Annotated in this window: 21 protein-coding genes and 1 tRNA gene; 5 read left to right on the top strand and 17 right to left on the bottom strand. The window is 47.7% G+C overall.

Annotated features, from left to right (window positions below; translation table 11 throughout):
• Positions 1-80 precede the first annotated feature (80 nt).
• Together AC1DXC_RS16505 and AC1DXC_RS16510 are read right to left on the bottom strand one after the other, a co-directional pair.
• Positions 81-557, bottom strand: a complete 477-nt coding sequence (locus tag AC1DXC_RS16505; RefSeq protein ID WP_477460264.1) for a DinB family protein — start codon at positions 555-557, stop codon at positions 81-83.
• Positions 558-563: 6 nt separating this feature from the next.
• Positions 564-1,196 (bottom strand): HAD family hydrolase, encoded by a 633-nt coding sequence (locus tag AC1DXC_RS16510; protein ID WP_477460265.1) that lies wholly within the window; start codon positions 1,194-1,196, stop codon positions 564-566.
• A 74-nt stretch (positions 1,197-1,270) separates the two neighbouring features.
• On the opposite strand from AC1DXC_RS16510, the gene AC1DXC_RS16515 reads away from it, so the two are divergent.
• Positions 1,271-2,425, top strand: a complete 1,155-nt coding sequence (locus tag AC1DXC_RS16515; protein ID WP_477460266.1) for a bile acid:sodium symporter family protein — start codon at positions 1,271-1,273, stop codon at positions 2,423-2,425.
• Positions 2,426-2,492: 67 nt separating this feature from the next.
• Positions 2,493-2,566 (top strand) — tRNA-Ile (locus AC1DXC_RS16520).
• Positions 2,567-2,607: 41 nt separating this feature from the next.
• Here AC1DXC_RS16520 and AC1DXC_RS16525 read toward each other — a convergent pair.
• The gene (locus tag AC1DXC_RS16525) at positions 2,608-2,973 is read right to left on the bottom strand and encodes a DUF2200 domain-containing protein (protein WP_477460267.1); all 366 of its coding nucleotides are present in this window, start codon (positions 2,971-2,973) and stop codon (positions 2,608-2,610) included.
• Positions 2,974-3,553: 580 nt separating this feature from the next.
• Between AC1DXC_RS16525 and AC1DXC_RS16530 the strand changes: the two genes are divergently transcribed.
• From AC1DXC_RS16530 to AC1DXC_RS16540, 3 genes are all read left to right on the top strand, one after another.
• On the top strand, positions 3,554-4,471 hold the full coding sequence (locus tag AC1DXC_RS16530; protein WP_477460268.1) for an NADP-dependent oxidoreductase: 918 nt from the start codon (positions 3,554-3,556) through the stop codon (positions 4,469-4,471).
• Positions 4,472-5,135: 664 nt separating this feature from the next.
• Positions 5,136-8,897, top strand: a complete 3,762-nt coding sequence (locus tag AC1DXC_RS16535) for a glycosyl hydrolase family 28-related protein (RefSeq protein ID WP_477460269.1) — start codon at positions 5,136-5,138, stop codon at positions 8,895-8,897.
• 685 nt (positions 8,898-9,582) lie between these two features.
• Complete coding sequence (locus AC1DXC_RS16540) at positions 9,583-10,602, top strand: LLM class flavin-dependent oxidoreductase (RefSeq protein ID WP_477460270.1); 1,020 nt, start codon at positions 9,583-9,585, stop codon at positions 10,600-10,602.
• Positions 10,603-10,993: 391 nt separating this feature from the next.
• On the opposite strand, the gene AC1DXC_RS16545 is transcribed toward AC1DXC_RS16540, so the two are convergent.
• The 14 genes from AC1DXC_RS16545 to AC1DXC_RS16610 form a co-directional block, all read right to left on the bottom strand.
• Positions 10,994-12,247 carry an alpha/beta hydrolase-fold protein gene (locus AC1DXC_RS16545; protein WP_477460271.1) on the bottom strand — a complete coding sequence of 418 codons (1,254 nt, stop codon included), beginning with the start codon at positions 12,245-12,247 and terminating at the stop codon, positions 10,994-10,996.
• A 191-nt stretch (positions 12,248-12,438) separates the two neighbouring features.
• Positions 12,439-13,158, bottom strand: coding sequence for a 3-keto-disaccharide hydrolase (locus AC1DXC_RS16550; RefSeq protein WP_477460272.1), 720 nt, complete (start codon positions 13,156-13,158; stop codon positions 12,439-12,441).
• 129 nt (positions 13,159-13,287) lie between these two features.
• The gene (locus tag AC1DXC_RS16555; RefSeq protein WP_477460273.1) at positions 13,288-13,662 is read right to left on the bottom strand and encodes a DMT family transporter; all 375 of its coding nucleotides are present in this window, start codon (positions 13,660-13,662) and stop codon (positions 13,288-13,290) included.
• A 3-nt stretch (positions 13,663-13,665) separates the two neighbouring features.
• The gene (locus AC1DXC_RS16560; RefSeq protein ID WP_477460274.1) at positions 13,666-14,592 is read right to left on the bottom strand and encodes a sterol desaturase family protein; all 927 of its coding nucleotides are present in this window, start codon (positions 14,590-14,592) and stop codon (positions 13,666-13,668) included.
• Positions 14,593-16,032, bottom strand: coding sequence for an N-acetylneuraminate synthase family protein (locus AC1DXC_RS16565; RefSeq protein WP_477460275.1), 1,440 nt, complete (start codon positions 16,030-16,032; stop codon positions 14,593-14,595).
• Positions 16,033-16,043: 11 nt separating this feature from the next.
• Positions 16,044-16,847 carry an SDR family oxidoreductase gene (locus tag AC1DXC_RS16570; protein ID WP_477460276.1) on the bottom strand — a complete coding sequence of 268 codons (804 nt, stop codon included), beginning with the start codon at positions 16,845-16,847 and terminating at the stop codon, positions 16,044-16,046.
• Complete coding sequence (locus tag AC1DXC_RS16575; protein ID WP_477460277.1) at positions 16,847-18,193, bottom strand: aminotransferase class III-fold pyridoxal phosphate-dependent enzyme; 1,347 nt, start codon at positions 18,191-18,193, stop codon at positions 16,847-16,849. Before AC1DXC_RS16575 ends, AC1DXC_RS16570 begins: the two co-directional genes overlap by 1 nt.
• A gap of 6 nt (positions 18,194-18,199) precedes the next feature.
• Complete coding sequence (locus AC1DXC_RS16580) at positions 18,200-19,135, bottom strand: transketolase family protein (protein WP_477460278.1); 936 nt, start codon at positions 19,133-19,135, stop codon at positions 18,200-18,202.
• A gap of 1 nt (position 19,136) precedes the next feature.
• The gene (locus AC1DXC_RS16585; RefSeq protein WP_477460279.1) at positions 19,137-19,970 is read right to left on the bottom strand and encodes a transketolase; all 834 of its coding nucleotides are present in this window, start codon (positions 19,968-19,970) and stop codon (positions 19,137-19,139) included.
• Positions 19,971-20,804 carry a cytidylyltransferase domain-containing protein gene (locus AC1DXC_RS16590; RefSeq protein WP_477460280.1) on the bottom strand — a complete coding sequence of 278 codons (834 nt, stop codon included), beginning with the start codon at positions 20,802-20,804 and terminating at the stop codon, positions 19,971-19,973.
• Complete coding sequence (locus AC1DXC_RS16595; protein WP_477460281.1) at positions 20,794-21,846, bottom strand: hypothetical protein; 1,053 nt, start codon at positions 21,844-21,846, stop codon at positions 20,794-20,796. The genes AC1DXC_RS16590 and AC1DXC_RS16595 overlap by 11 nt, the downstream gene beginning before the upstream one ends.
• A gap of 313 nt (positions 21,847-22,159) precedes the next feature.
• The gene (locus AC1DXC_RS16600; protein ID WP_477460282.1) at positions 22,160-22,840 is read right to left on the bottom strand and encodes a phosphonatase-like hydrolase; all 681 of its coding nucleotides are present in this window, start codon (positions 22,838-22,840) and stop codon (positions 22,160-22,162) included.
• A 15-nt stretch (positions 22,841-22,855) separates the two neighbouring features.
• Positions 22,856-23,959 carry a zinc-binding dehydrogenase gene (locus tag AC1DXC_RS16605; RefSeq protein WP_477460283.1) on the bottom strand — a complete coding sequence of 368 codons (1,104 nt, stop codon included), beginning with the start codon at positions 23,957-23,959 and terminating at the stop codon, positions 22,856-22,858.
• Positions 23,910-25,226 carry a DUF5690 family protein gene (locus AC1DXC_RS16610; protein ID WP_477460284.1) on the bottom strand — a complete coding sequence of 439 codons (1,317 nt, stop codon included), beginning with the start codon at positions 25,224-25,226 and terminating at the stop codon, positions 23,910-23,912. The genes AC1DXC_RS16605 and AC1DXC_RS16610 overlap by 50 nt, the downstream gene beginning before the upstream one ends.
• Between the last annotated feature and the right edge of the window lie 51 nt (positions 25,227-25,277).

Genomic DNA, 25,277 nt, shown 5'->3' on the forward strand with positions numbered 1-25,277 from the left:
ATTTCGGAATTGCGATTTCGGATTTGAGTTTTTGAATCCATTTTAAATCCGAAATCCAACATCCCAAATCCGAAATAAAATCATTCCCTCACCACATCCGTATCAACCGGTGTATAACCCAGTTGCCTGCTCATACTTACCACCTGCCCTTTGTGGTGGAATTCGTGGGTGATGACGTGCGTGAATATCTCGAATGGCGAGCGGGTGAGCTGCGAGCCATCCGGCCGGGTGATGAGCCGTTGCTGCTCCAACGAGTCCGCAAAATAATGGAGGAACTCGTTCATCAATAAATCTATCTGCCCAAATACCTGTATTACCGAAGCGATATCCCGATGCTCTTCATCTTTAAAGAACGGCCGCGGCTGTTGCATCGCCGATTTAGATAGCCAGAACAGGTAGCAATTGGCTACGTGCATCAGCTGGCTCAGTATGCTTGCGTTGTTGAACGATGGCAGCGGCCTGAGCAAATCTTCCTGCTTAATGGTTTGGCAATAATCAAAAAGCGCGGCACGCGCCGAAAGCACTAAACGATATTGCTGAAGCAGGATCTGTTGCATGGCATTTTAAATTAAATGTTCGCGTTGGGCGAAGGCCTGCAGGGTATCCGGCGCGGTCATCAAAAAAGTTTGTATGCCTAGCGTTTTTGCGGCTTCCAGGTGCTGCGGGCTATCGTCTATAAATAACGTTTCGGATGCAATAAGGTTGTTCTCTTTCAGCACTTGTTCAAAAATATGCGGTTCGGGTTTGCGCTTGCCCACCAGGTGCGAATAATACGTTTTCTCGAAGAGGTGCTCGTTATCCTCAAAACCGAACTCATCTTTCAAATATTTCATGATATAGGTGTAGTGGATATCGTTGATGTTGCTGAGCAAAAAGGTGCGGTATTTATCTTTCAATTGCAGCAGCAGATCGTGGTTGCCGGGGGCGATGCCTAATAACAGGCTGTTCCAGGCATCCGTAATTTGCTGGTCGGTAACGGCGGGATTGCCAATCTTCTCTTTTACGTATGCGCGGAACTCATCGGCACTGACCTCGCCACGGTCGAACTTATCGAATATCTGATCCTGCTGGCGGTGCCCGAAGAAGCCCTCTGCATCGGCAATGCCAAGTTTCTTAAATTCCTGCTGCGCTATGCGGAAATCGATACTAAAGATAACGTTGCCGTAATCGAATATGATGTTTTTGATGTTTTGCATAAACATTTCGTAATTTGATGGCAAATATGTGCAAATGGCTTTAAATACCTTTGCGCAAGGCTTAAAATTTAAAAATGGATACCATGCCCGGCACCCGCGCAAACTGGCAAATTTTATTGATACCCGCTTTATGCTTCGTAGCATTCCTAATCCTCACGCTAATGGGCAAACCCGTTGCCGGTTGGATGCTTACGCTGGCTTTCCTGTCGCTCGGCATTAGCTTCAGGGCCTACCCAAAGCTAAAGGGTTTCGCTTTCACCATGACCATATTCGCGGCATTCATCATTGCTATGTATTACCCGCAGTATTTTAAGCAGGTTGGCGGGTTTAAGCTTTCTGCTTTGATCATCCCCCTGCTGCAGGTAATTATGTTTGGCATGGGGGCCGAGCTCAGCTTTAAAGAACTGGCGGGCATCATCAAAATGCCTAAAGGTATTTTGGTGGGCGTGGTGTGCCATTACACCATTATGCCGCTGATTGGCTTCGCCCTGGCTAACCTGTTCCATTTCCCTAATGAAATTGCGGCGGGCATTATCTTAGTGGGTTGCTGCCCCAGCGGACTGGCATCAAACGTAATGGCTTACCTGGCGCGGGCAAACCTGGCGCTTTCGGTAGCGGTAACCACGGTATCAACCCTGCTGGCCCCTTTGTTTACGCCATTGCTGATGCGTTTACTTGCAGGCAAGTTTATCGAAGTGCATTTTTGGGATATGGCCTGGGATACCACCCGCGTGGTGCTCATCCCCATATTTGCCGGGCTGCTATTTGACAAGCTGGTACGTGGGCGCCTAAAATGGCTGGATAAGCTGATGCCGGTTATATCCATGGCAGGCATTGGCCTCATCATCGTGGTGATAACCGCCGCCGGGCGCGATAGCCTTATCAAAGTGGGTTTCCTGCTGTTTGTGGCTGTGTTTATCCACAATGTGTTAGGCTATACTTTAGGCTATTGGTTTAGCCGGCTATTGCGCTTTAAGGAGAAAGACTGCCGCACCATATCCTTAGAAGTAGGCATGCAAAACAGCGGACTTGCTGCCGGCCTGGCCCTGCTGATGGGCGGGATGGGCACCGTGGGCCTGGCAGCAGTGATATTCGGGCCGGTGATGAATATATCGGGTTCCACGCTATCTAACTGGTGGCATGGCCGCCCGCCTGCAGACGACCAGGAAGCCTTGAACAATAGCCCGGTAAATAAAATTGCTAAAAAAGAGGTAGTTACAAACTTGTAATAAAAAAGGGAAATGAATTTTGCAATTTTCGCATCATTTCCCCATATTTGCAGCCTCGAAAATAACCGCGCCTATAGCTCAGTCGGTTAGAGTAGAAGACTCATAATCTTTTGGTCCCTGGTTCGAGCCCAGGTGGGCGCACTGAGATAAAAAGCCGTTTCCTGTTGGGAAATGGCTTTTTTTTATGCTTTCCGCAGTATTTTCTCCATCTTTTTGCCTTTGGCCAATTCGTCTACCAGTTTATCTAAGTACCGTACCTGTTGTGTCAACGGGTTTTCAATTGTTTCTACCCGGTAGCCGCAGATGAGCCCGGTAATGAGCGTGGCATTGGGGTGCAGCGAGGCCTGGTGAAAGAAGGACTCGAAGGTTGCTCTTTGCGCTATCAGGTCCTCGAGTTGCGCTGCGGTGAAGCCGGTAAGCCAGGTGATAACCTCGTCGAGTTCTGCTTTGGTGCGGCCTTTCTTTTCTACTTTGCTGAGGTACAGGGGATAAACGGAAGCGAATATCATTTTGGCGATGCGTTCATCGTGGGTGCCGGTGTTAGTCATTTTTTTGATATTGAAAGGGCTATTGGAGCTAAATTTAGGAATAAATCCGAATATAAATACCTTTCGGAGATGCCCGCGTAATGAGGGTTTTTGTCCAACTTTTATTTTATAGAAATTCAAAAAAAACAGGTGAAATTGTACCAACCCCGGGTGGACATATGACACCTTTATTTGGCTTAAAAACCTTAAAAAATCTGCGTTTTTCTGTGTTTTTCGTAGTTTTTTAGCGTTTTTTTGACAAAATGCAACACCGCATTTTTCGCATGGAGGCGGCTTTTTTATGCAAAAAGGCGCAAATTTTTTCCAGCTTTTTCCAATAATTCGGGGTTTTTTAGCTGTGAGTTTCCAGGAAATTCCAGGTATGCTGCGGGTATGCAGAAACTCATAGCGGGCATCAGCACGACCTGCTCTTGCAGGCTGCTAGCTTGTTGAAAGGCTCAGGTTAGCTGCATGCGTTATTGGTATGGGTAACCTTTTGCCGGACCTTCAGGGTATGCTTCAACAAGCGATCAAAATCTAATCTACAGCAACACCATTTCGGTAAGCAGCTGTTTGTTGATTAACAAAAAGGAGGTGGATTATGAAAGCAATTGTTGTAACAGATAAGAATGCAGGAATAGCCGGGATGAAACTTGTAGAGCTATCCGAGCCGCAGGCAGCGATAAACGATGTCATCGTTCAGGTTCATGCGGCCAGTATCACCGGCGATGAGCTATCGTGGCCATCAACCTGGACCGACCGCGCCAACCATGACCGGACGCCGTCGATCCCCGGCCACGAACTGGCCGGCGTGGTAACTGCACTCGGTTATGGCACCACCGGACTTACGGTAGGACAACGGGTGTTCGGTCTGCAAGATTGGTACCGCAACGGTTCGTTGGCAGCGTACGTGGCCATAGAAGCAAGAAACCTTGCGCCGCTGCCAGACGATGTTGATTTCAATGAGGGCACTGCGCTCGTGATGCCGGGCCTCACTGCCTGGCAAGGACTTTTCGACCACGGCCGCCTTCAGGCGAAACAAAGGGTGCTGGTACATGGGTCCGCAGGTATCGTCGGTTCAATGGCTGTCCAGCTCGCACGTGAAGCTGGCGCCTATGTGATCGGCACCGGGCGAACTGCCCACCGTGAAGCGGCGCTCGGTTTCGGCGCAAATGAGTTCATCGACCTTGATAATGAAGCTTTAGAACCTATCGGCCAGGTCGATCTGGTTTTTGATATCTTCGGCGGCGAAATCGCGAAGCGATCTTTAAACCTGATTCGTGCCGGGGGAAGGTTCGTGACCATCGCCGGGCCAATCGAAGAGCGGGCCAACGGAGTTCTAAATATTGATTTTGTTGTCGAAGCCGATCGCTCTCAATTGATGGAGATCGCGAAGAGGTTCCGGGAGGGGCGTTTGCAGACGAATACCGGTAACATCGTTACACTCGACAACGCGATTGCCACTTACAACTCGACCGATCGGCTCAAGGGAAAGACTATTGTCCGCGTTCTCCCGTAAATCATGTCAAAGACTTTATTTGTTACGGTAACGTATGCGGCTGCAAAGTTTTTCCAGCTTTTTCCAATAATTGGGGATTTTTTAGCTGTGATTTTCCAGGAAATTCCAGGTGTGCTGCGAGTATGCGGTAACTAAGAAAGGGCATCAGCGCTGCCTGCTCTTGTAGGCCGCTACCTTGTTGAAAGGCTCAGGTTAGCCGCATGCGTTGTTGGTATAGGTAACATCATTGTAGCGATGCCTTCGGTTTTGCCTACCGATAGGCCTGTTGTAGGCTCTCACGCAACGAAGCCTGCTTAGGCACGAGTAGCACACGCTTAGTTCAGCCCGGATACGCGCGTCTGGCTAGATAGTTCTGATAATCATTTAAGTGATACGATGGGTACTTAGCTGTCTGACCTTTTAAATGAATGGACAATAATCCTGAAGACCAATTTCTGTGATGTTTCAAACAAGTCAAATTATTGTGTAATAGGCCGTGTAAAATAGCTCAATAATCTAAAATGTGTCCTGCTATTGTTCTGTAGTATCGTTAAAACACGGTTTGAATTTGGGTTAAAAGACGGCTTTCTGAAGGCGCTAGTGTCGCTAAATTTGTTTCAAATGGTACGCGATTTAAAACAAACTAACGGTATAGTGTAGCCATCAACCAATTAAATATTTAATTATGGCAGACACAATTATTTCCTCTTCGGGATCAGTACAGATTGAAAGTACTGACGGAACCACCCCAGACACCATTCAATTCAGTGGTGACACCATCAAACGACTATCTGACAATAAAGAGGTATTATTTACCGGCGATGCCGAACCGCCTTTGGGGTTTACGGCTGAGAATGTGTCTAACAAAAAGAATACGATCAATAATAGTGCTACTGAATATCCGAGCGGAGCAGCGGTATTGAATGCATTAAATTTGAAGCTTGACGCAGATAAACAATCTATCAATACAACGGTAGATGGATTACGAGCAATAATGGCTCCACAATTGGACGTCCTATATCAGACGACAGACTATGGGGGCGGTAATTGGTATTGGAACCCTGACGATTCAACTCCATGTAATACCGGTACTGTTATAAAAGCAACATCGATAGAGACAGGGCGCTTCAATCGTATCTATGCTAATAAAATAGTATACGTTACCTGGTTTGGAGCTAAAGGTGATGGATTAACTGACGATTTTGACGCAATTCAAAAAGCAATAGACTTCGTCGCTGGTAACGGAATTGTAGTTATTCCAGGCGGAGTATATCTACTTAGTAAATCTTTAGGTGGAGGCATTCGTTTACCATTTGATGCCCAAGGTATAACAATACTTGGTGCTGGTAAGGGTATAACTACGATTAAGTTAAGCAGAAATGTGCCAAGAGCTTTTGATATGAAATATCAAGGTGTTAATACTGCTGCAACGCTGTATCAAAATATTACACTCAAAAATTTCACAGTTGATAATGATAAACTAACCGGAACAATTATAGCAAGTTGTAAAACTATATCTAATTCAGTTACTGGCAATGGTACTTATTTGGATCTTATTGTTGGGGATAATACTGGATTCTTAAATGGGGGTGGAGTTTATTTCCCATTGACAAACAGTGGATCAGCCAAAGGATTATATAGGGCTTCAAGATTAAAACCTGGAAGTCCTACTACTATTCAAGTCTTATTAAATACTGGAGAAAATATAAGCGTAAATGATGTAGTTAAAGGTGGCGATCATAATCATAAGATTTTAGGTTGCTTCTTATATGGTAGTACTTCTATTGATAATAATTCAGTATCTTATCGTAATCTGAATTTTGACAATATTACCGTTGAAAATATAGATCTAATTAATGGAATTGTTGAGCCTGTGGCTACAGATATTGGCCTAACTTTACGTGGTTCAACATTTAGTATTGGTATATTTTTATCTAGTAATCCAACTCCGGAATATACCGAAACCTTATATGCAACCAATATCACAATAAAAAATGTAGGTATTTATGGCTGTGCAGCGGGGGTTTTTGTTGGACCTTCTGCAGGTAACTCAGCAGGATATGCTCAGACTTTTCTTGATAATATTTATATACAAGATTGTATTACTGACACTGGAATTACTCCTACCAACCAGTTTAACTGTTTAGGTTATCTAATAGGTTCTAAGGGATTTGGTAATAGAGTTCTGATAGAAAATTGTGTAGCAATCGGTAGTGCGGATGTCGGGTTTGAAGTTAACGCTTTTACTGATGCTAAATTAATTAATTGTAATTCTTTTAATTGCTATGGTTCAGGTTATTTTACAACTAATTACAACTATCCTGCGGCAACTATGGCAGGTACTCCTACTACTACTATTTCACATACAGGCGGCATTACCAATACCGCCACTGATTTGATAGTAGCTTCAATCCCAACTAATATTGCAGTTAGAGGTTATTTGACTATCGACGATACTGAACTACTATCCTACGTGTACAATGGAACTACTACACTAACTGTTGAAAGAGGTTTAAATCATGCGGCTGGCATTTCACATCTTAATGGAGCAGTAGTAAGGTTTTTTGAACATAAAAAACAAAGCTTGTACTTTGAAAACTGTTCTTATACCAATGATGCTCTTAATGCAGGTGCTTTACAAGGTTGGAGATCAAGTAGGGGATTTATCTTACCTAACTCTCCATTAACGTTAAAAAATTGTATTTATAATAGAACAACTCCATATTTAGGAGCACAAGGAGAAGCTTTATATGTATTAGGTGAAAATACATTAACGAATATTGATGGCTTAACATTAAATATCGTAAATTTTAATGCTACCACAGTTGATGGACAAACTTCTTCACCTATTCATTTTGCAAATAATGATTATGGTACAAATGGAGTAGCGAGTCTATCCCCACAACAACAATTAAGAATTAATAATATAAATTTTAATCTTAATGGCATTTTAAACGATGGCATAACAGCTAACAATAATTATTTATTTGCGATTAATGTAGCTTATGGAAATTATATATTAGACTGGTCTAATATTGTTCTTGATATAAATTTGTCAACGACTGCCGCATCTAGATTATTTGGTATCGGTTTTTATACTTTCACGGAAGACAACAACTTGTATGCGTCTGGTACAATCGATGGGTTTAGATGTTCAATGACCGGTGACTCTGCACCTACAGGGATATTTACTATTGATAAGACTTTTGTGAGAAACTTGATTATAGATCATGTTGATTATACCAATTTAATTTTTGCCTCAGGTGCAGGTAATGCAAACTATCGTGGGTATGTTTTGAATGCAGCTAATTCTGCGAATATATATATCAAAAACACTCAATACCCATTAAGTTATACGGGAACTCCTCCTATCTTAGATGTCTATTTAAAAACACCAAATACTTTTACAAGTGCACAAATTATTAGCTTAACTGGTATTGGTGCAACCACCAGTAGCGCCAATCAGTTAGTAAACACTACTGCTGCTACCAACTCGATACAGCAATATAGTCCTGCACAAAAGTTTACTGGTTATGGTTGGGATAACGCTAGCTCGCTAAGTAAGCCAGTTGATTGGTGGTTATATGCTCAAAATACGGCTGGTGCAGGGAATCCAACCAGTAGTTTTAACTTTGCTTGCGCTATAAATAGTGGAAGTATAAATACTTTATATCAGTTTTTATCTAGCGGTACTTTTGTAGCAACTACTGGTGCAATATTTACTAATAAAGCAGGTATAGGTGCAACTTCAGGCGATGGAGTTGTAATGCAAAATACATTTGCTGCAACCACTGGCGTTCCGGTGCAATATTCCACAAGAGTAAGGCAAACTGGGACTGCCTGGAATACTACAACTACGGCTTCAAATACAATGGATGTGATTCAAGAGTTACGCCCTGTTACAGGAGCTGTACCTTCTTCAAAACTGGTTTGGGCATTTCAAAATATAGCTGCTGGAGGTTATTTTGATAAGTTAAGCTTAAGCAATACAGGTGTACTTGGCTTATATGGTAATACCAGCGGCATTGTTAGCATTCAAACTCAAGCTGCCGCCGGGACCTATAATTTTAACCTCCCTACTACAGCAGGGATAGCGGGTCAAGTTTTAACCTCGCAAGGAGGCGGTTCAAATGCGATGACATGGGCAACGCCTGCTGTAGACGCCGTTAATACCGCAACCGATGCAAACTATACCGTTACCTCAGCATTGCAGTTTGTTAAGCTACCATTTGTAACCGCGAACAGGACGGTAACCATCCCTTCGGCCTCCAGCTATACCGGGCAAACCATAAAAATATGGAATCAGAATACTGCTGCCGGAGGGTTTAACTGGTCTTTTGGAGGAGCAACTGTCAAAGATGCAACCAACACTACTATCACAACATTGGCTAATACAACGGTTTATATCATTGAGTCAGACGGGACTAACTGGATTAAAATGAATTAAATGTCACGCTACTAATCTGTGGCGCGGGTGTATTGATTATACAGCCTAAAGCCAAAAGAGCATACCTGTTCTTCCCCCAGGATTTACTGATATGCTCTTTTTTATTTTTGTCGGACCCTGATTTCGATTCTTAAAACCTAACTTCAAATCCAATCCAGGAAAAATGAAGATTTCCCTTTTATAGGGGGAAGAATAATCTTTGGATTAATTTACTTTTTCTTCAACTTGTAAATCGAAGCTTAGGGCTCGGACCAGGGACGATAATTCAAAAAGTTCGAAAAACGCTCAATAACCGTATTTTTGCAGGGGGCAGAGAGGTGATACACTAAAGCAGCTACAAAGCCTTTCGCGTACCTAGTAAGTGATTGAAATTAATTGATAATAGAGTTACGTATATTTCCCAGATGGGTGTACTTCAAACATCAAACACCGCCTCCACAATATCGTGGCTGCGGTTTTTTTGTCTCGCATTATTTGCATCGAGTTCTCCGGCGCTTAGCAATGGCCCTTTCGGCTAAGTCGCTGTGCAAATTCATGTCATTTCTTACCGTCAGGCGGCGTTATATCCACGATACCAAGACGACTAGCTTGGCGGATAAGCCGCATCCCCCCTAATCATTATTACCCACCCATGACCTCCCCCGCAAGCAGGTATGCTTACCTTTGCCGGTAAATATTGTTTTTGATGAAGAAGATAGGATTTTTATCATTCGGGCATTGGTCTAACCACCCGGCCTACCAAACCCGTACGGCGGGCGATACCTTGCTGCAGTCGATAGATTTGGCTGTTGCGGCGGAGGAAATAGGGGTAGACGGTGCCTACTTCCGGGTGCATCATTTTGCGCGGCAGCTGGCTTCGCCCTTTCCCTTGCTTTCGGCTATTGGCGCCAAAACCAGTAAGATAGAGATCGGTACCGGCGTTATCGATATGCGTTATGAAAATCCCATGTACATGGTAGAAGATGCCGGCGCTGCCGACCTGATTTCGGGCGGGCGCTTGCAACTGGGCATCAGCAGGGGTTCGCCGGAGCAGGTGATTGAAGGCTGGCGCTATTTCGGCTATGCGCCTGAGGAGGGTGAAAACGATGCCGATATGGGCCGGAAAAAAGCTTTGGAGTTTTTGGATAAGCTAAAAGGCGAAGGATTTGCGGAGCCGAACCCGTACCCGATGTTCCCGAACCCGCCGGGCTTGTTACGCCTGGAACCGCATGCCGACGGCCTGCGCGAACGCATCTGGTGGGGAGCTGCCTCTAACGCAACGGCGGTTTGGGCAGCCGAGAACGGCATGAACCTGCAAAGTTCGACCTTGAAATTTGACGAAAGCGGCAAACCTTTCCATATACAGCAGGCAGAACAGATAAGATTATACAAAGAAGCCTGGAAAAAAGCAGGGCACGAGCGCAAAGCAAGGGTGTCGGTAAGCCGCTCCATTTTTGCGCTGGTTACCGAGCAGGACAGGCAATACTTTGGGCAGGCAAAAGGTGCCGATAGCTTTGGTTACATAGAAGCTGATAAACGGGCGGTTTTTGGCAAGAGCTATGCCGCCGAACCGGATCAGCTGATCAAAGAACTGGCGCAGGACGAAGCGATACAGGAAGCGGATACCCTGCTACTCACTATACCGAACACCTTAGGCGTTGACTACAACGTGCATGTGTTATCGGCTATTTTAGAGCATGTTGCCCCTGCATTGGGTTGGCGATAATAAAGCTTCGGCATATATTTAAGCATTCGCCGGATGCAGCAATTGGCTTGCTGTTTAAAAACAATTGGAGCCGGGCCTTGTGCGATTCCCCTCTCGAGAGTAATAGCCCATGAATGGTCAGGTCGATGATTAACCACACGTTCCGATGGAACGAAAACGGTTTTTTTCGTTTTTCTACCAACCAAACATCCCGAAGGGATGAGGAAAGCAATTTCGTTCCATAGGAACGTGTGGTTGGTAGAAATAAAAATGTCGGTTTGCTTACGTTCCATAGGAACGTTTGATGATCCTGTCTAATGATGGGCTATTACTCTCAAGAGGGGAATAAAATCTAAAAGCAATTTCCCTGTAAAGCTACGCACCATCAATCCCGTTAAACTCCTTCCGGTTTTTATTTGGCTGCAAGCTGCTTGTCCAGCTTCTTTTTCGTGTCCGGGTTTTTGCCCAGTTGGTAGGCCTTGGTAAACATTCCTATGGCTTTCGTTTTGTTTTTTTGGTCGGCGTAGTAATCGCCCATGCTATCGTATGCGTTGGCGCTTTGAGGGTAGTTGGCTATATTGATCGCAAAGAACTGATAGGCCTTCTGTGGTTTATGCACCTTCAAATAGTAATGGCCGTTCTGGTTTATATCGCCTTCGTTTGGCAGTACCTTATAGCCCATGTGTTTTGATATATCGGCATAGAAGTTATTGTAAAACGCGGCAATATCGAAGGTATCGTCCGTCTCAATTTTGCTCTCGGCACCCGCCGGCATTTTGTAGAAGGGGAATAAAAAGCGCATCCCATCGTATGCGGTTATCAATGGTGCCGAGCTATGGGTATCATTGGGGTAATATTGATAACCAAAGGTGAGCCCATTGGCGGCGTTGCTTTGCAGCACATCCTTCAACGCTAAAATCGACCGGATATGCAGAGATGCGTTGGCTGTGTCCTTCCTTACTTTCAGGGTGTCCATTCCGTCTTCCATGGTATTGGCAATGCCCATATACAATGATTTCCCGGCGAAACTTTTTTGAGCCAGTACCTGTTGGACCTGCGTAAGTAGCTTTTTGCCGTCCCACCACATGCTGGGATCTATAGCGATATAGGCGTTGAACATATCGCTGTGGTTGATAAGCGTGTTGATAATCATCAGCCCACCTAAAGAGTGGCCGATAAACATTTTATAAGGCGCGGTACGGTACGCCGAATCGATATGCGGCATCAGTTCCTGTTGTATGAAGGCGGTGAATTTTTCGCCCCCGCCCGATACTACTAACCCGGGGTCCTTTTTTCCTTCGTAAGACGTTTTTGCCTGGGTGGGGGTAAGGTCGCGCAGGCGGTTGGTGTTGGGTATGGCTATTATGATCATCTGTGGTACCACCGCATTGCCATTTACCTCGCTCAACTGCTGAATCATCCCGGCGATGGAGCTGAAGTGGCCGTCGCCATCGAGCAGGTAAATCACCGGGTAAATTTTATGGGCGTTGCTATTGTCATTATAACCGCCGGGCAGGTAAATCCAAACCTGTCTTTTTTCGCCTATTATCTTCGAGTAAACACTATCTGTTTTGCCAAGGATAACCTGGTTGTTTTTAACCGTAACCTGCGCACCGGCAGTAAGGGCGGCAAATAAAAAGGACAGGAAAAGTAAAGATTTCATCATTGGGCTGTTTGGAGCTAAATTTAGGATTTCCCCCAAATGCACGAGGCCTTTTTAACATTTAAATTTTCAGTTAATTTGCCCGGAAATTTAAACGGCGATGAAAGTTGTCCATGGACCCGGTGATATTACGGGCCAGCAAATGCTTACTGCCGGCATATCCGCGCTGCTTCAGTTGTTGCTGACTTAACTTATTATAGTTCCTTAATCTTGATATTCTTGAACGAAACCCCTTTGGTCCAATCCTGTAGCGCGATGCGGCCGCTGGTGTAACGGCCAAATTCCGGGTAGGCTTTGAAGTTGGTGTGTTTTATTTTCTCTTTCCAGGCATCGGTAGTGAGGTCTTGCTCGGTAGTGAGCGTGCCGTTGAGGTAAAAGCTTATCTTTCCGTTTTTCTGCACGATTTCCGAGTGGTTCCATTGGCCGGTGGGGTTTAATTTTGCGGGATGCAACTGCGGACCGAAGCTAAACAGGCAGCCCGATATTTTGCTGGGGATATGTGCATCGGGATGGTGCTCGTCTAATAATTGATATTCAGGCCCCGATGCCCATGCGGTTAGGATATCCTTGCGTTCCAGCACGTTGATGAATACGCCGCTATTGCCCTCGGCTGGTATCTTCCAGTCGAAAACAAGGTCATAATTGCTGTAAGGGTCATCGGTAACCAGGTCGCCATGGTCGAGATTGATATCGGGGTTGCAATACAAAACGCCATCTTTTACCAACCAATTATTCCCTATGGGCCCAACGTTATACAGGTGCCAGCCGTTGGTGGTGCTGCCGTCGAACAGCAATTTCCACCCGTCGGTACTTTCCTTTTCGGTTAATTGATTGTCGGTAGCGGCTTTTGGGCTGCACGAACCTAACAGGGCGGCCACAAGGCAGCCTGCGGCTATCGTCTTGATAATATGCATATCGATATAATTGGTTTTAAATGGTTGTCCGCAGGCCAATACCGGGGTTATAGGCAATGGTGCGGATGGCCCGTAAAGATATAGATGAGGCGCGGATTACCAACCTCTTATAAAAAATAATACAGCTGCTTACTGCGTGGTGACGTAAGATTTCAGCCCGATGATGCCGCCCATAATCATTAGCATGAAGAATACTTCGGGGCCGGACACGGATTGTTTCAGGAAGAGCACCTCGGTCAATTTGATGAAGATAAGCGTTACGGCCGTCCAAACAGCGAAGGCGATGGCCATAGGCATCTGTTTAACTGCCAGCGAAAAGAAGTAGATATTCACCAGGCCGAATACGATATAGCCCACGAATGGCAATATTACCGGCAGCGATACCGCCGGATCGAGCAGCGTTTGGAAGTTGAGTTTTTTCAGCTCGCTGAATTTCATCAGTTTGAGCGAGAATGTCCAGGCGGTTTCGCAAGCCGCTGCGATGATAAGGAATATCCAGGCCATGGGCTATTGGTTTACGGTTAACATGGGCGGTTGCGACGCAGCATCTTGCGCTTTGGTCCGTTTGGGTGCCTTGCGGGTAACAAACTTGATGATGTTGGGGCGCAAATCGTAATACCACTTAAACCAGGGGTATTTCAAAAGCTTCTTCTCGTCGAATCGTTTTACCGAGAAGGCATGCTGCAGGAAATAATCGCGCGGGTACTCGTAGTACAAACCCCAGTTTTCGGGCCTGTCGCCGGGGGCGTGGCCGGGATCGTAAACCGTACCGAAGAGGTAATCCCACACCGAGAATTTGGTAGCGAAATTAGCATGGAACACTTCCTGGTAATTGGCATGGTGCCACAAATGCAAGCCGGGGGTATTGAAGATGTATTTGAACCTGCCCAGGTTAACCTTGATGTTGGCGTGGATGAACAGGCCGAACATGGAATCGAGCAGGGCCTTGATGGGCACCACCACCGGATCTGCCCCTAAGAGTATGATGGGTGCGAACTCGATGGTTTGGTTGATGATGATTTCCATCACGTGCGAGCGAGAGCCCGCCAAAAAATCGACCTGTTTTACCGAATGGTGTGCCTCGTGTATCCGCCAGAAAAATTTATTGCTATGCTGAAAACGGTGGAAAAGGTAGATATACAGATCGTGCATCACCAGGAAAAACAGCACTTGCACCCAAACAGGCCAATGCTGCACGAACTGGAAACGCGACCAATCAAAATGCCTTTGCATGGGCGCTATCAGGTAATCGAAGATTACTATCTTAAGCACATAGCTCTGTATCAGCGTGTACCATACCAAATCAACCCAAAAACCATCGCGCAAAAAGGGAAGGCCCTTACGGTAGGGCGATACACGTTCCCAGGTAATAATTACCGCTATCCAGCAAAACAGGATAGCGGTAGTTACGGTAATAACATCTAACTGCGGCATTTACACCAATGGCTTTGTTTTATACTCGCCGCCAATGTTTACGCGCAGGCGCTTCATGGGGGCCAGTTCAGATTCGTAAACTTGTTTGATGCCGTCGCCCGCGGCGGTTTCAATATCGCGGATATCGCGCACGAGGCGCTGGAAACCTTGTGGTTCCACAGATGCGGCATGGTCGGATCCCCACATGGCGCGATCTAAGGTAAAGTGGCGCTCTACGAAGGTTGCGCCAAGGGCTACCGCAGCAACAGTGGTGGCCAGCCCGGTTTCATGGCCAGAGTAACCTATTGGGATGCCGGGGAATTTATTGGCCAAAGTATTGATCATCCGGAGGTTGAGCTCCTCGGGTTTGCAAGGATAAGCCGATGTTGAATGCGCCAGGAACACCGGGTAATTCGGGTCGAAATCATTCACAAAACGCAGGGCATTCTCAATCTCTTTCATGGTAGACATGCCGCTGGATAGCATCAACGGGCGGCCGGTTTCTAATATCCTTTCAATCAATTCGAAATCCGTAAGCGATGCCGATGCCAGTTTATACAGGATGGTATCGAATTGCTCCATAAAGTCTACTGAAGGTGCGTCCCAGGCAGATACGAACCAGTCGATGCCCACTTTTTTGCAGTATTGGTCTATAGTCGCATATTCGGCGATGCCGAATTCGGTTTTGCGCTTGTAATCGATATAACTCATGCGGCCCCAAGGGGTATCGCGCATAATTTCCCACTGGTCGCGCGGTACGCAAATCTCCGGCGTACGTTTCTGGAATTTTACGGCATCGGCTTTGGCGGTAACGGCTTCATCAATCAGTTGTTTGGTAATCTCCAGCGAACCGTTGTGGTTGATGCCAATTTCGGCAATAATATATGCCGGTTGGCCGGGGCCTATCTTGCGGCCGTTGCTTAAAGTAATCACGCCCGATTTTACAGGCAGCGCAGTCACGGTATCGTTCTTCGCATCGATGATCAACTCAGCAAATTCGCGGTAGCAGCCTTCGCCACCTTTAGCCTGGCAAACGTAATCAACGGTGTTTTTTATGGCAGGCAAGGCATCGGCAGGTGCGGCGGTGAGGCCCACCAGTTGCATTACTTCCATATCGTTATAATCATCGCCTATGTAGGCAATTTCTTCGGCAGCGAGTTGCAGGCGGGCGATGATTTCTTTAAGCACCTGCGGCTTGTCTTTCACGAAGAGGTGCAGCTCAGTAATCTGCAGTTTTTGCGCACGGGTAATTACCGAGGGCGATTTTTCGCCGGTGATGATGGCGGTATCTACGCCCGCCAGTTTGCGCAAACGCTCTACACCCATGCCGTCGCGGATGTTGAATCTTTTCAGGTACTCACCGTCCTGGCCGTAATAAACGCCTGCGTCGGTTAAAACGCCGTCGCAATCGGTAATCAGTAACTTAATTTTTGTCGCTTTTTGTTTTACGATTTCTTTCATGGTTCTTTAGTTTAAATTGCGGTCCACCCGCCGTCTACGATTAGGTTTGCGCCGGTCATGTATGCCGATGCCTCGCTGGCCAGGAAAATGAGGGCACCCTGGTAATCGGTTGCTTTGGCCATACGGCCCAAAAGCGTTTTTGCTGAATAACTTTGTATGAAAAATTCGTCCTGGCTGTTCTCTACGCCACCCGGCGAAAGCGTATTTACCCTAACGCCCCTGTGGCCCCAGTAGGCGGCCAAAAAGCGTGTGAAATTGATTACGGCGCCTTTGGTAACCGGGTATGCCGGCGATTTGAAAAAGGTTTGTTCGCCAAACGCGTTACGGTAGATGCTTTGATCGGGACCTACTACGCCATAGGTTGAGGCGATATTGATGATGCTGCCGCTGCCTTTTTTGGCCATTTTTGTGCCGAACACCTGCGAGCACAGGAACACGCCGGTAACATTTACGTCCAAGGATTTCTGGAAAGCATCCAGCGGGTAGTTCTCGAATGCCGAGAGATCTTTGGCCAATGCCGGGTTCTCGAACATATCATTGATGGCGGCATTATTCACCAAAATATCCACGCTGGCGTATCGCTCATAAATAAGTGCCGCAGCATCCAGTAGCGATTGCTTGCTTGTAACGTTGATGCCGATGCCCATGTGACCCTTGCCCAATTGTTGCGCAAAGTGCTGCGCCATCTTGCCATCCATATCGGCAACCACTACGTTTGCACCAGCCATAGCTAATGCTTCGCAATGCTTTTTGCCGATGAGGCCAAGCGCGCCGGTTACGATAGCCGTTTTGCCTTTTAAGCTGAATAGTTCCATCAGGCCAGTGCGCTTGCTTTTGGTTTGATATTGTAATTGCTTACCTTACGGAAAACGGCTTCCAGCACTTCGCCTTTCAGGTAGCTTTTAAGATTGCCGCTTTCTATAGCTTCTTTTACTATGGGCAATACCTCGCGGTATGCCGATAGGGTATAGGCGATATCCTCGTCGGTATGGCTGTAGCACATGTTGTGGAAGCCGGCCCACAGCACACCGCGTTTGATCATTTCCTGTTGCATTAGGGTTTTTACTTCCAGGCCGTTGCCGGCATCGGGCGTGAAGGTTACCATGCTACGGCAGTTGTAGCCTATACAGCGGGTGTATTTATCCATACCCAATTCAAGGGCCAGTTGGTTGTAGCCATCTTTAAGCAAGGCTCCTTTGGTATCGAGGTATTGGGGTACGTTTTTATCTATCAACTCGTTGATGGTGGCAATGCAGGCCGCCAGCGAAAGTGCCTCGCCGCCGAAAGTGGTATAGCTGAACACCTGCGAATTGAACAAATCCATCACATCGGCACGGCCGGTGAGCAGGGCTATAGGCATGCCATTAGCGCATGCTTTGGAGTAAACGGCCAGATCGGCTTTTACGCCAAAGTATTCCTGCGCGCCGCCTATGGCTATGCGGAAGCCGGTCCACATCTCGTCGAATATGAGCAGCGTTCCATTTTCTTTACATACGGCGGCCAGTTCCTGCAAAAATCCCGGCTTTGGTGCCTCGAAGATGAAGGGCTCCAGTATCAGCGCGGCTACGGTTTCGTCTAAGGCGGCCTTTATCGATTCAATGTCATTGTATTCGAAGGTGTAGGTAAGATCCTGTATCGCTTCCGGGATGCCTGCGTTGCGGCTGGTTATACCGATGTACCAATCGTGCCAGCCATGGTAGCCGCAGCAAAAAACCTTATCGCGACCAGTAAACGCACGGGCTACGCGGATGGCGGCAGAACATACGTCGGCACCGGTTTTGGCTATTTTCACCGCCTCGGCATTGGGGATAACCTGCTGCACCAGTTCGCACAATTCCACCTCCAGCGGGTGCATCAACGAAAAGGTAATACCATCTTCCAGTTGCTGCCTGATGGCATTATCCACAGCAGGGTAGGCATAACCCAGCGATAATGGCCCTATCGCCGCGTTGAAATCAATGTACTCGTTACCATCCACATCCCACACATGCGAGCCTTTGCCCTTTACCAGATATTTTGGCGCAACGCCTTTGGTGAACTGGCCGGGACCCTTAGCCAAAGTTTGCGTTACAGGCATCTGTACTTTCAGCGCACGGGCGTATAATTCGTCGGATTGGGTTATCTGCGGATAATCCTGGTTTAAAGCAATTTTATTGGCCATATCTTTTTATTCTGAAAATTCGGTGAGTAATATTTCAGGCTGCTCGCTGGTGGTGCGGTAACCCAGTATTTTTTCGGCTATCTGTTTGCCTGTGAAGCCTTCGTGCTGCAAAACATCGGGCAATAAAGCGGGTTTAAACCAGCGTTCTTCCAGCGCAAAAGGCAACACATTGGCCGTTTGGCGGTGTTTAAGCAGTACTTCGGCAACGATGCTGTACAGGCCACCGGTGAGGAAATGGTCTTCCAGCGTAACCAGCAGGTTAGATTTGGCCGCATCCAGTATCGCTTGCTCGTCTACCGGTTTCAAGCTGCGCATGTTTACTAAGCCAACCGAAAGTCCTTCAGCCCTCAGTATTTCTACGGCTATCAGTGCCTGCTCGAACAGCAGTCCGTAGGTGAGTATGGTTACATCGCTGCCCTCTGCTATAATCTCGGCCTTACCGGGTACGTAATCCGCATGCTGATAGCTGCTTTTGCGTGTGTTAATGCGTGTATACGCTGGCTGCGCCGACTGCCAGATGGCGGGCAGCATTTTTACCAGGTCATCTTCGTCTGCCGGGGCGAACACTGTCATGTTAGGGATGCCGCGCATCAACGAAATATCTTCAATAGCCTGGTGGGTAGGGCCGTTGCCATCTGATAAAAAGCCGGGGATAAAGCCACTCAGCTTTACCGGCAGGTTGGCTATGCCTACATCCGTACGCACGAATTCGAAAGCGCGCATGGTTAAGAAAGCCGTAAGCGCATGCACCACCGGGATGCGGCCCCTGAGCGCAAGGCCGGCTGCTGCACCTATCATGGTTTGCTCGGTTATACCGGTATCTATAAACCTTTTGCCCAATATGCCCGGCAGATTGCGCACGAGCGCACGGTTTTCAGCGGTCATCACAACTACCTGTTCGTTTGCGAGGGCGGTCTCGGTGAGTAATTCTTCGTAGGTCATCTTAGCGGACGATTAAGGTTTCGGATGTAAGGGTGGTGGCGACTTCGCCGTGGAGTTCGAGCAATAGCTGGTCTATCTCCTGGCCGGAGAAATTGCAGAACCACCTGTCGGCGCGTTCTTCTATACTCGGCAGTCCTTTGCCGCGCACGGTATCGGCTATCACCACGTTCAGTTTGCCCGCTTGGAAAGGGTAGGCGCTGAAGGCTTCTTCCAGCTGACCGAAATCGTGCCCGTCTACCCGTTTTACCGCCGCGCCAAAGGCTTCAAACTTATCTTTGAGTGGCTCCAGCGGGATGAGTTCTTCCGTGCGTATATTGGCCTGGAACTGGTTGCGGTCTATCACGAAGATGAGGTTATCCAGTTTATAGGCGTTGGCCACCAGCACGGCTTCCCAGCAGCTGCCTTCATTCAGTTCGCCATCGCCCAAAATGCAAACCACTTTGTTGTTGCCGCCGCTTATTTTAATATCCATGGCAACGCCCACAGCCACCGAAGGCAAATGCCCCAAAGAACCCGAATGGAATTCTATGCCTGGTATATGTGTATTGGGGTGCCAGTAAATATGGTCGTTAAGCGAAAGGTGATTGGCAAGGCGACTTTTCTCGATGATGCCCAGTTCTGCAAGCGTTCCGTAAAGCGCAGGCACATCGTGGCCTTTGGATAGGAAGAGGTAATCCCGGTCGGGGTCTTCCAGGTTGTCGTTGTTTACGTTCAGGAAACTGGTGTACAGGTAAACCATCAGGTCGGCCGCAGAAAGCGATGCGCCGATGAAGCAGCCGCCATCGGTAGCCATTTTGATGATGTGTTCGCGTACGTTTAATGCTATTTTTTCCATTTATAAGTTAATGGGTTGAGGGTGTATTGGCGTAATGGTTTTGGTTTGGCCGGCATCTATGGTCTTCAATTCATCCAGATGGTGGCGGTACCAGTTTACCCCGGCGTAGGCGCTGTTGATAGCCATGATATCGGGCCGCTCATCAAGTAGGTTCAGTATATCTGCACAGGAGAATTCCGGCTTTGAAGGATAAAGCTCCTCGAATACCGCCCTGATGAACTCATAATCCTCCCGGTAATCTATCGTAAACCGGTGCGACATGGAGTAATCCAGCCCCGTTTCCCAGGAAATATTGCCTATATTGAAGAGCCCGGGGTTCTCCCATATATAAGGCGTGGTATGTTCCAGTTCCAATTGGCGGCTGGCCTGCTGATGCGCGCGGGCCAGGCATTGTATGGTCATTATTTCTACGTCATTGCCATCGGGCCAGGTAGCAGGGTGCAGGTTGCTGATATAATCGAAACGGCTGCCTGCTGCAAAGAAATATTCCAGCGCGGCATCTATGGCGGCAGGGTCTATCAGCGGGCAATCAGACGGGATTTTTAATACCCCTGTAGCATCCAGCAATTGTGCGGCCTGGTAATGCCTGTCAAGCAGGTTGTTTTCGCTGCCTCTATAGCAGGCTACGTCCAAAGTTTCGGCTTCTTGCGCTATTATGTCGTCTTCGGGATTTTCGGAGGTGGCTACGATCAGCGTAACCGAGTGTTTCACCATGTGCAGCCGCTCTATCATCCGTGCCAGCAGGCTTTGGCCAAGTATGGGTAGCATTACCTTACCCGGCAAACGGCTGGAACCCATGCGGGCCTGTATCACAATGACTACCTTATCCTGCATAAACCTCGTTTAATACCGAATGATGGGCTATGGCCTCTGCCATGGCTGCCGTTGGGTCGAAATGTTTTTTATCGCCCTGATAATCCAGGTAGCTCTGGCATACTGCGGCGATATTTTGTGCCGAAGTGCCCCCGTTTTGCCATGGCGAAAGCTTATGCAGGGTAGGTACATCGAACCAGGAATGCACTTTTTTACCTAGCGCGATGCCCGTGAAAACCACGGTAGAATATTGGGTGATGAGCTCGGCACAATTGGCGATCATATGGTTGGTATTGCCCGTGCGGAACACCAGGGTGCCTTGTGGTGCATGCTCGCGTATCTCGGCTTCGGCGCGCTCAAAATCTTCGTTAGGGTGGAATTTGAACAGCAAGCGCCTGCCTGCGGCTATCTTAACGGCCTCCTTGATGAATGCGGGCCTGTTCTCGAAACGATATGTCTCGCGCATATCGGTAGTGGCTACCATCACGTAATCGTGGTAGGGGAAATCGTTATCCCTGAATTGTTGGGCATTATCGTAGTTGGGTATGCCGGTTACCACCAGCTTGCGGCTCTCGGTGCCCAGCTTGCTGAAGTATTGCTTATAACCCTCAGAAGCCGTGCAGTAAACGTCGCAGATATTTGATGAGCCGTTCAATGAGGTATTGGCCGATAATGCAGCAGGCAGCTTCAATGCTTTCACCACCTTGCTAAATGGCGTCATCCTATCAACCATGCCTTCCTGCACCCAAACCGTCTTGAATTTGCGCAGGCGGTGGGGGATAAGCATATCAGAACAATACACCACCAGGTCGTACTGATGCAGGCGGGCGCCGTAATCTACCTGCAGGCCGTGCTCGCGCATATATTTTTCGGCGTTGACCCTAAACTGACCGCCCAGCACGGTGCCGTTTAACAAAGTGGTCTTGTTCGTAAGGAAATTGATCAGGGGGCTATCGGCAAATACCTGGCTAAACCAGCAATCAACCCCAAAAAGCTCAGAAGCAATCTGATGCATTTGCGATGTTTGATGTACAGACCCGGTAATGAATAATACTTTCTTCATATCCTATTCCAAATAAGCAGATTGTAAATAAATCTTAAGCTTCATGTGAATGAGGATAAATTTAGATGTGCCACTTTTCGGTAATGAATATTTTACATTATCAAATTGTTAAGCGTCAAATAATGACATTAAACCGCAACGAATCACAGTTAACGCAAATGCGCTAATTTGTTAGCAATAAGGTAGTTTGAGAGGATATGAGGCCGATTGAGCGTATGGATTTATTTTTTGGTTTTGCACGCTCTTTTACATTAAAAAACCGCAAAGCACCCCTAACAGGTACTTGCGGCGAATTTAATAGAGAACAGTTTGCTTAGTCGATTAGCGGCAATAGCTCAATCAGATTGTCTATTACGGCGTTGGGGTTGGCTGTTTGCAATTGCGCCAGGGTGTGTGCACCGGTAGTAATGCCTATGCTTAAGCCGCAGCCAGCGTTTTGCCCTTCGTGCATATCGATGATGGAGTCGCCTACTTTTACTACACCGGCAGCATCCGTTATGCCGAATTTTTCCATGGCGAACACGATCATGGCCGGGTCGGGCCTGTTTTTGCCTACATCGGTAGCGGTAACCATGGCATCATAGTTTACGCCTTCCTGCCAGCCCAGTTTGGTGATGATAGATTGCGCGGTAGTGCGGTCGTAACCGGTATTCAGCACGGCGTATATTCCGCGTTTTTTCAGTTCGGCAAAAAGCTCCAGGGCATTAGGCTGGGGGATGATATCCGCAGTAACGTAAGCCTCTGTAAGCTGCGGCAAAAAGCTATCGTATATCTTGTTGGTAAATTCTTCGTCTTCTATACCGGCGAAGGCAGCCAGCACCGAACGTATGGCTTGTTTCTTCTCTTTGCCCGCACCTTCGGCCAGTACCTGGTCCAGCGTAAAGTCGAAACCGGCTTCGTTGATGGCTTTCCTCAGGGTTTTGTAAACCAGGTTATTCTCGTCGATAGTGGTTCCGGCCATATCAAAAACCACCATTTTAATTCTCTGCTCCATAATTATCGTATTTATTTAGTTTTCATTATCTATGCTGATGCCCACGCGTACCGGCTTTTGCTCGCTGGCGTATTTAAAGGCTTCGGCAATTTCATCAAGGGTGTATTCTTTTTCTACCAGTTGCTCAAACGGATATTTCTCGTAGTTCTGCTCTATAAAAATGGTGGCGTTCACAAAATCGGCATAATTGTAGTTGTGCAGGCCCTTTATTTCTAAAAGGTTGCGCACCACGCGCTGTGCATCCACAGGCACAGGTGCTGCCGGGAAAACCGCGCCTATCCAAACAACGCAGCCGCCCAGACCCAGCGACTCTACACCGACTTTCATCGCTTCAGGGTGGCCGGTCATATCGAACACTACATCCGCCTGTGGCCAAGGGAAAAGCCCATCTACCGGGTTTTTAGGGAAGATGAATTGCTCATCGGCACCAAACTTTTCGCCCCAGCTTAAGCGCGATGCATCGTTATCTATAAGGCCCACCCAGCTTGCACCGGCTTCACGGCACATAGCCACGCAGGAGATGCCCAAAAGCCCGGCACCGAAAACCAGTACCTTTTTGCCCTTTATATCGCCTGCAACCCTCAAGGCACCGGTCACGGTAGCGTGCGCGCAGCTGATGGTAGCGGCAACTTTCATGGGTATCTGCGGCGATATCTTCAGGAAAGCCGTGTTTGGCCTCAACACGCAGTAGTCAGCCAGGCCGCCGTTGAACAGGTCGGTATCTGTAGCTTGCGCATGGCCGTATTTAAACAGGCCTTGGCTTTTTTGCGGCATATCTGCACGCGGGGCCTCAATGCCGGCCGGCACCGCAAAAATAGACCAGGTGATCCGGTCGCCGATTTGTACGGACTCGCCCCGGTAATCTTTAACATCTTCACCTGGTGGTAACCAAAGGATATCGCCGATGATTTCGTGGCCTAAAACTACCTCGTCGGGCTCTTTGCGGTGGCCGCAGTAGGTGTGTATATCGCTGCCGCAAAGGGTAGTATAACGGTTTTTGACCAGTATCTCGCCTTTGGCAAGGCTTGGTGCTTCGCGGTTTATCGCCTTAAAGGGCTTGCCTACGCCCTCAAACAGCGCTGCCCGCCCCTGTGGGAATGTTGGCATTTGTTGGTTCATCAACTTTTAGTTTTGTTTTAAAATATAAATGCGTGAAAACCATCAGCAGCATGCCGGCAATAGCCAGGCAGATGCATATCTTTAGGAATAAGGACAGCATGGTATCTGATGCGGGCAGGAAAAACCGCATCAGCATCAGGCCGATATAGCCGGTATAACCTACAGAATCTACGATGTACATGAGAAAACCCACCGTGGCCTTTTCACGGGTAATGGCGATAAGCCGCTCGAAAATTACGGCGTGTACAGCCACATAGGGCAAATAAACGCCCAAACCCACGAGCACCATAAAGCTGAATTTTCCCAGCCCGTAATTCAAGCCCACAGCAGCTAGCAAAACGATGAGGAAGCCCACGAAACTGGTAAGCAGCGACACTTTGAAAGCCTTGTAATGGCTTTGCACGAATACCGCGAGGCCGGTTATCACGATAACGCCGAGCGAAACTAATAGTTCTGAGGTAGTAAAAATATCCGGCGTGTGGGTATATCCCAGGCCTGCCCATAGCTCTAAGGCAAAATCGGCACGTACGCTGCGCAGCAGGGTTACGAATAAGTAAATGAGGATAATGGCGATGAGCCCCGGCATGTATTTTTTGAAGAACCGGAGGCGGTCGGCTCCCGTCATGGGTATGCGTGCCGAGCGCGATTTGATATCGCTTGCCGTGGGTTTCGGCACGAAGGCCAGCATGGTAGTGAAGAGCGCGGTGGGCAGCATAAACACCAGCCCAGCCATAAAAGGCATCCAGTTTTCGTTTACGTGGGCGGATAGTAGAAACGCGCCTACCGATTTAGACACCCCATCTGAGAGGATAAAGCTGGCGCAAAGCCCCGCTATCAGGAACTCGGTTTGCCTGCGCCCTTCTACAAAACTCAGTACCAGCCCGAAGATGATGCCCAACGGCAGGCCATTAAGCAGCATGAAGGCAAGGCTCCAGGGGCGGGGTGTTATAGCGAACAACAATAGCATCGTCTCGGCGAAGGCCAGTAGTATGATAATGGCGGTGATGCGCTGATGGGCTTTTATTTCGGAAACGAATTTAATGCCGAACCATTTGGCCAATACGTAGCCGATAGTTTGTACGATGATGAGGCTGAATTTGTAGCTAAGCCCCCAATAACCGGCATCTGCAAAGGATGCAGCGGTGTAGGGCTTGCGGTAACCATACATGCAAAAGTACGTGCCGAAGGCGGCCACCAGTGCCCAAGCAGGGTTTGCAAATATTTTTACCGGGAAGATGTTTGACGAAGGAGCTTCGGTTTTGGCCATAATCATAGTAAACAATGTTTAGCAAAACTAAACATTGTTTACTATTCTGTG

It is taken from the genome of Mucilaginibacter sp. P2_D11, assembly GCF_056404435.1.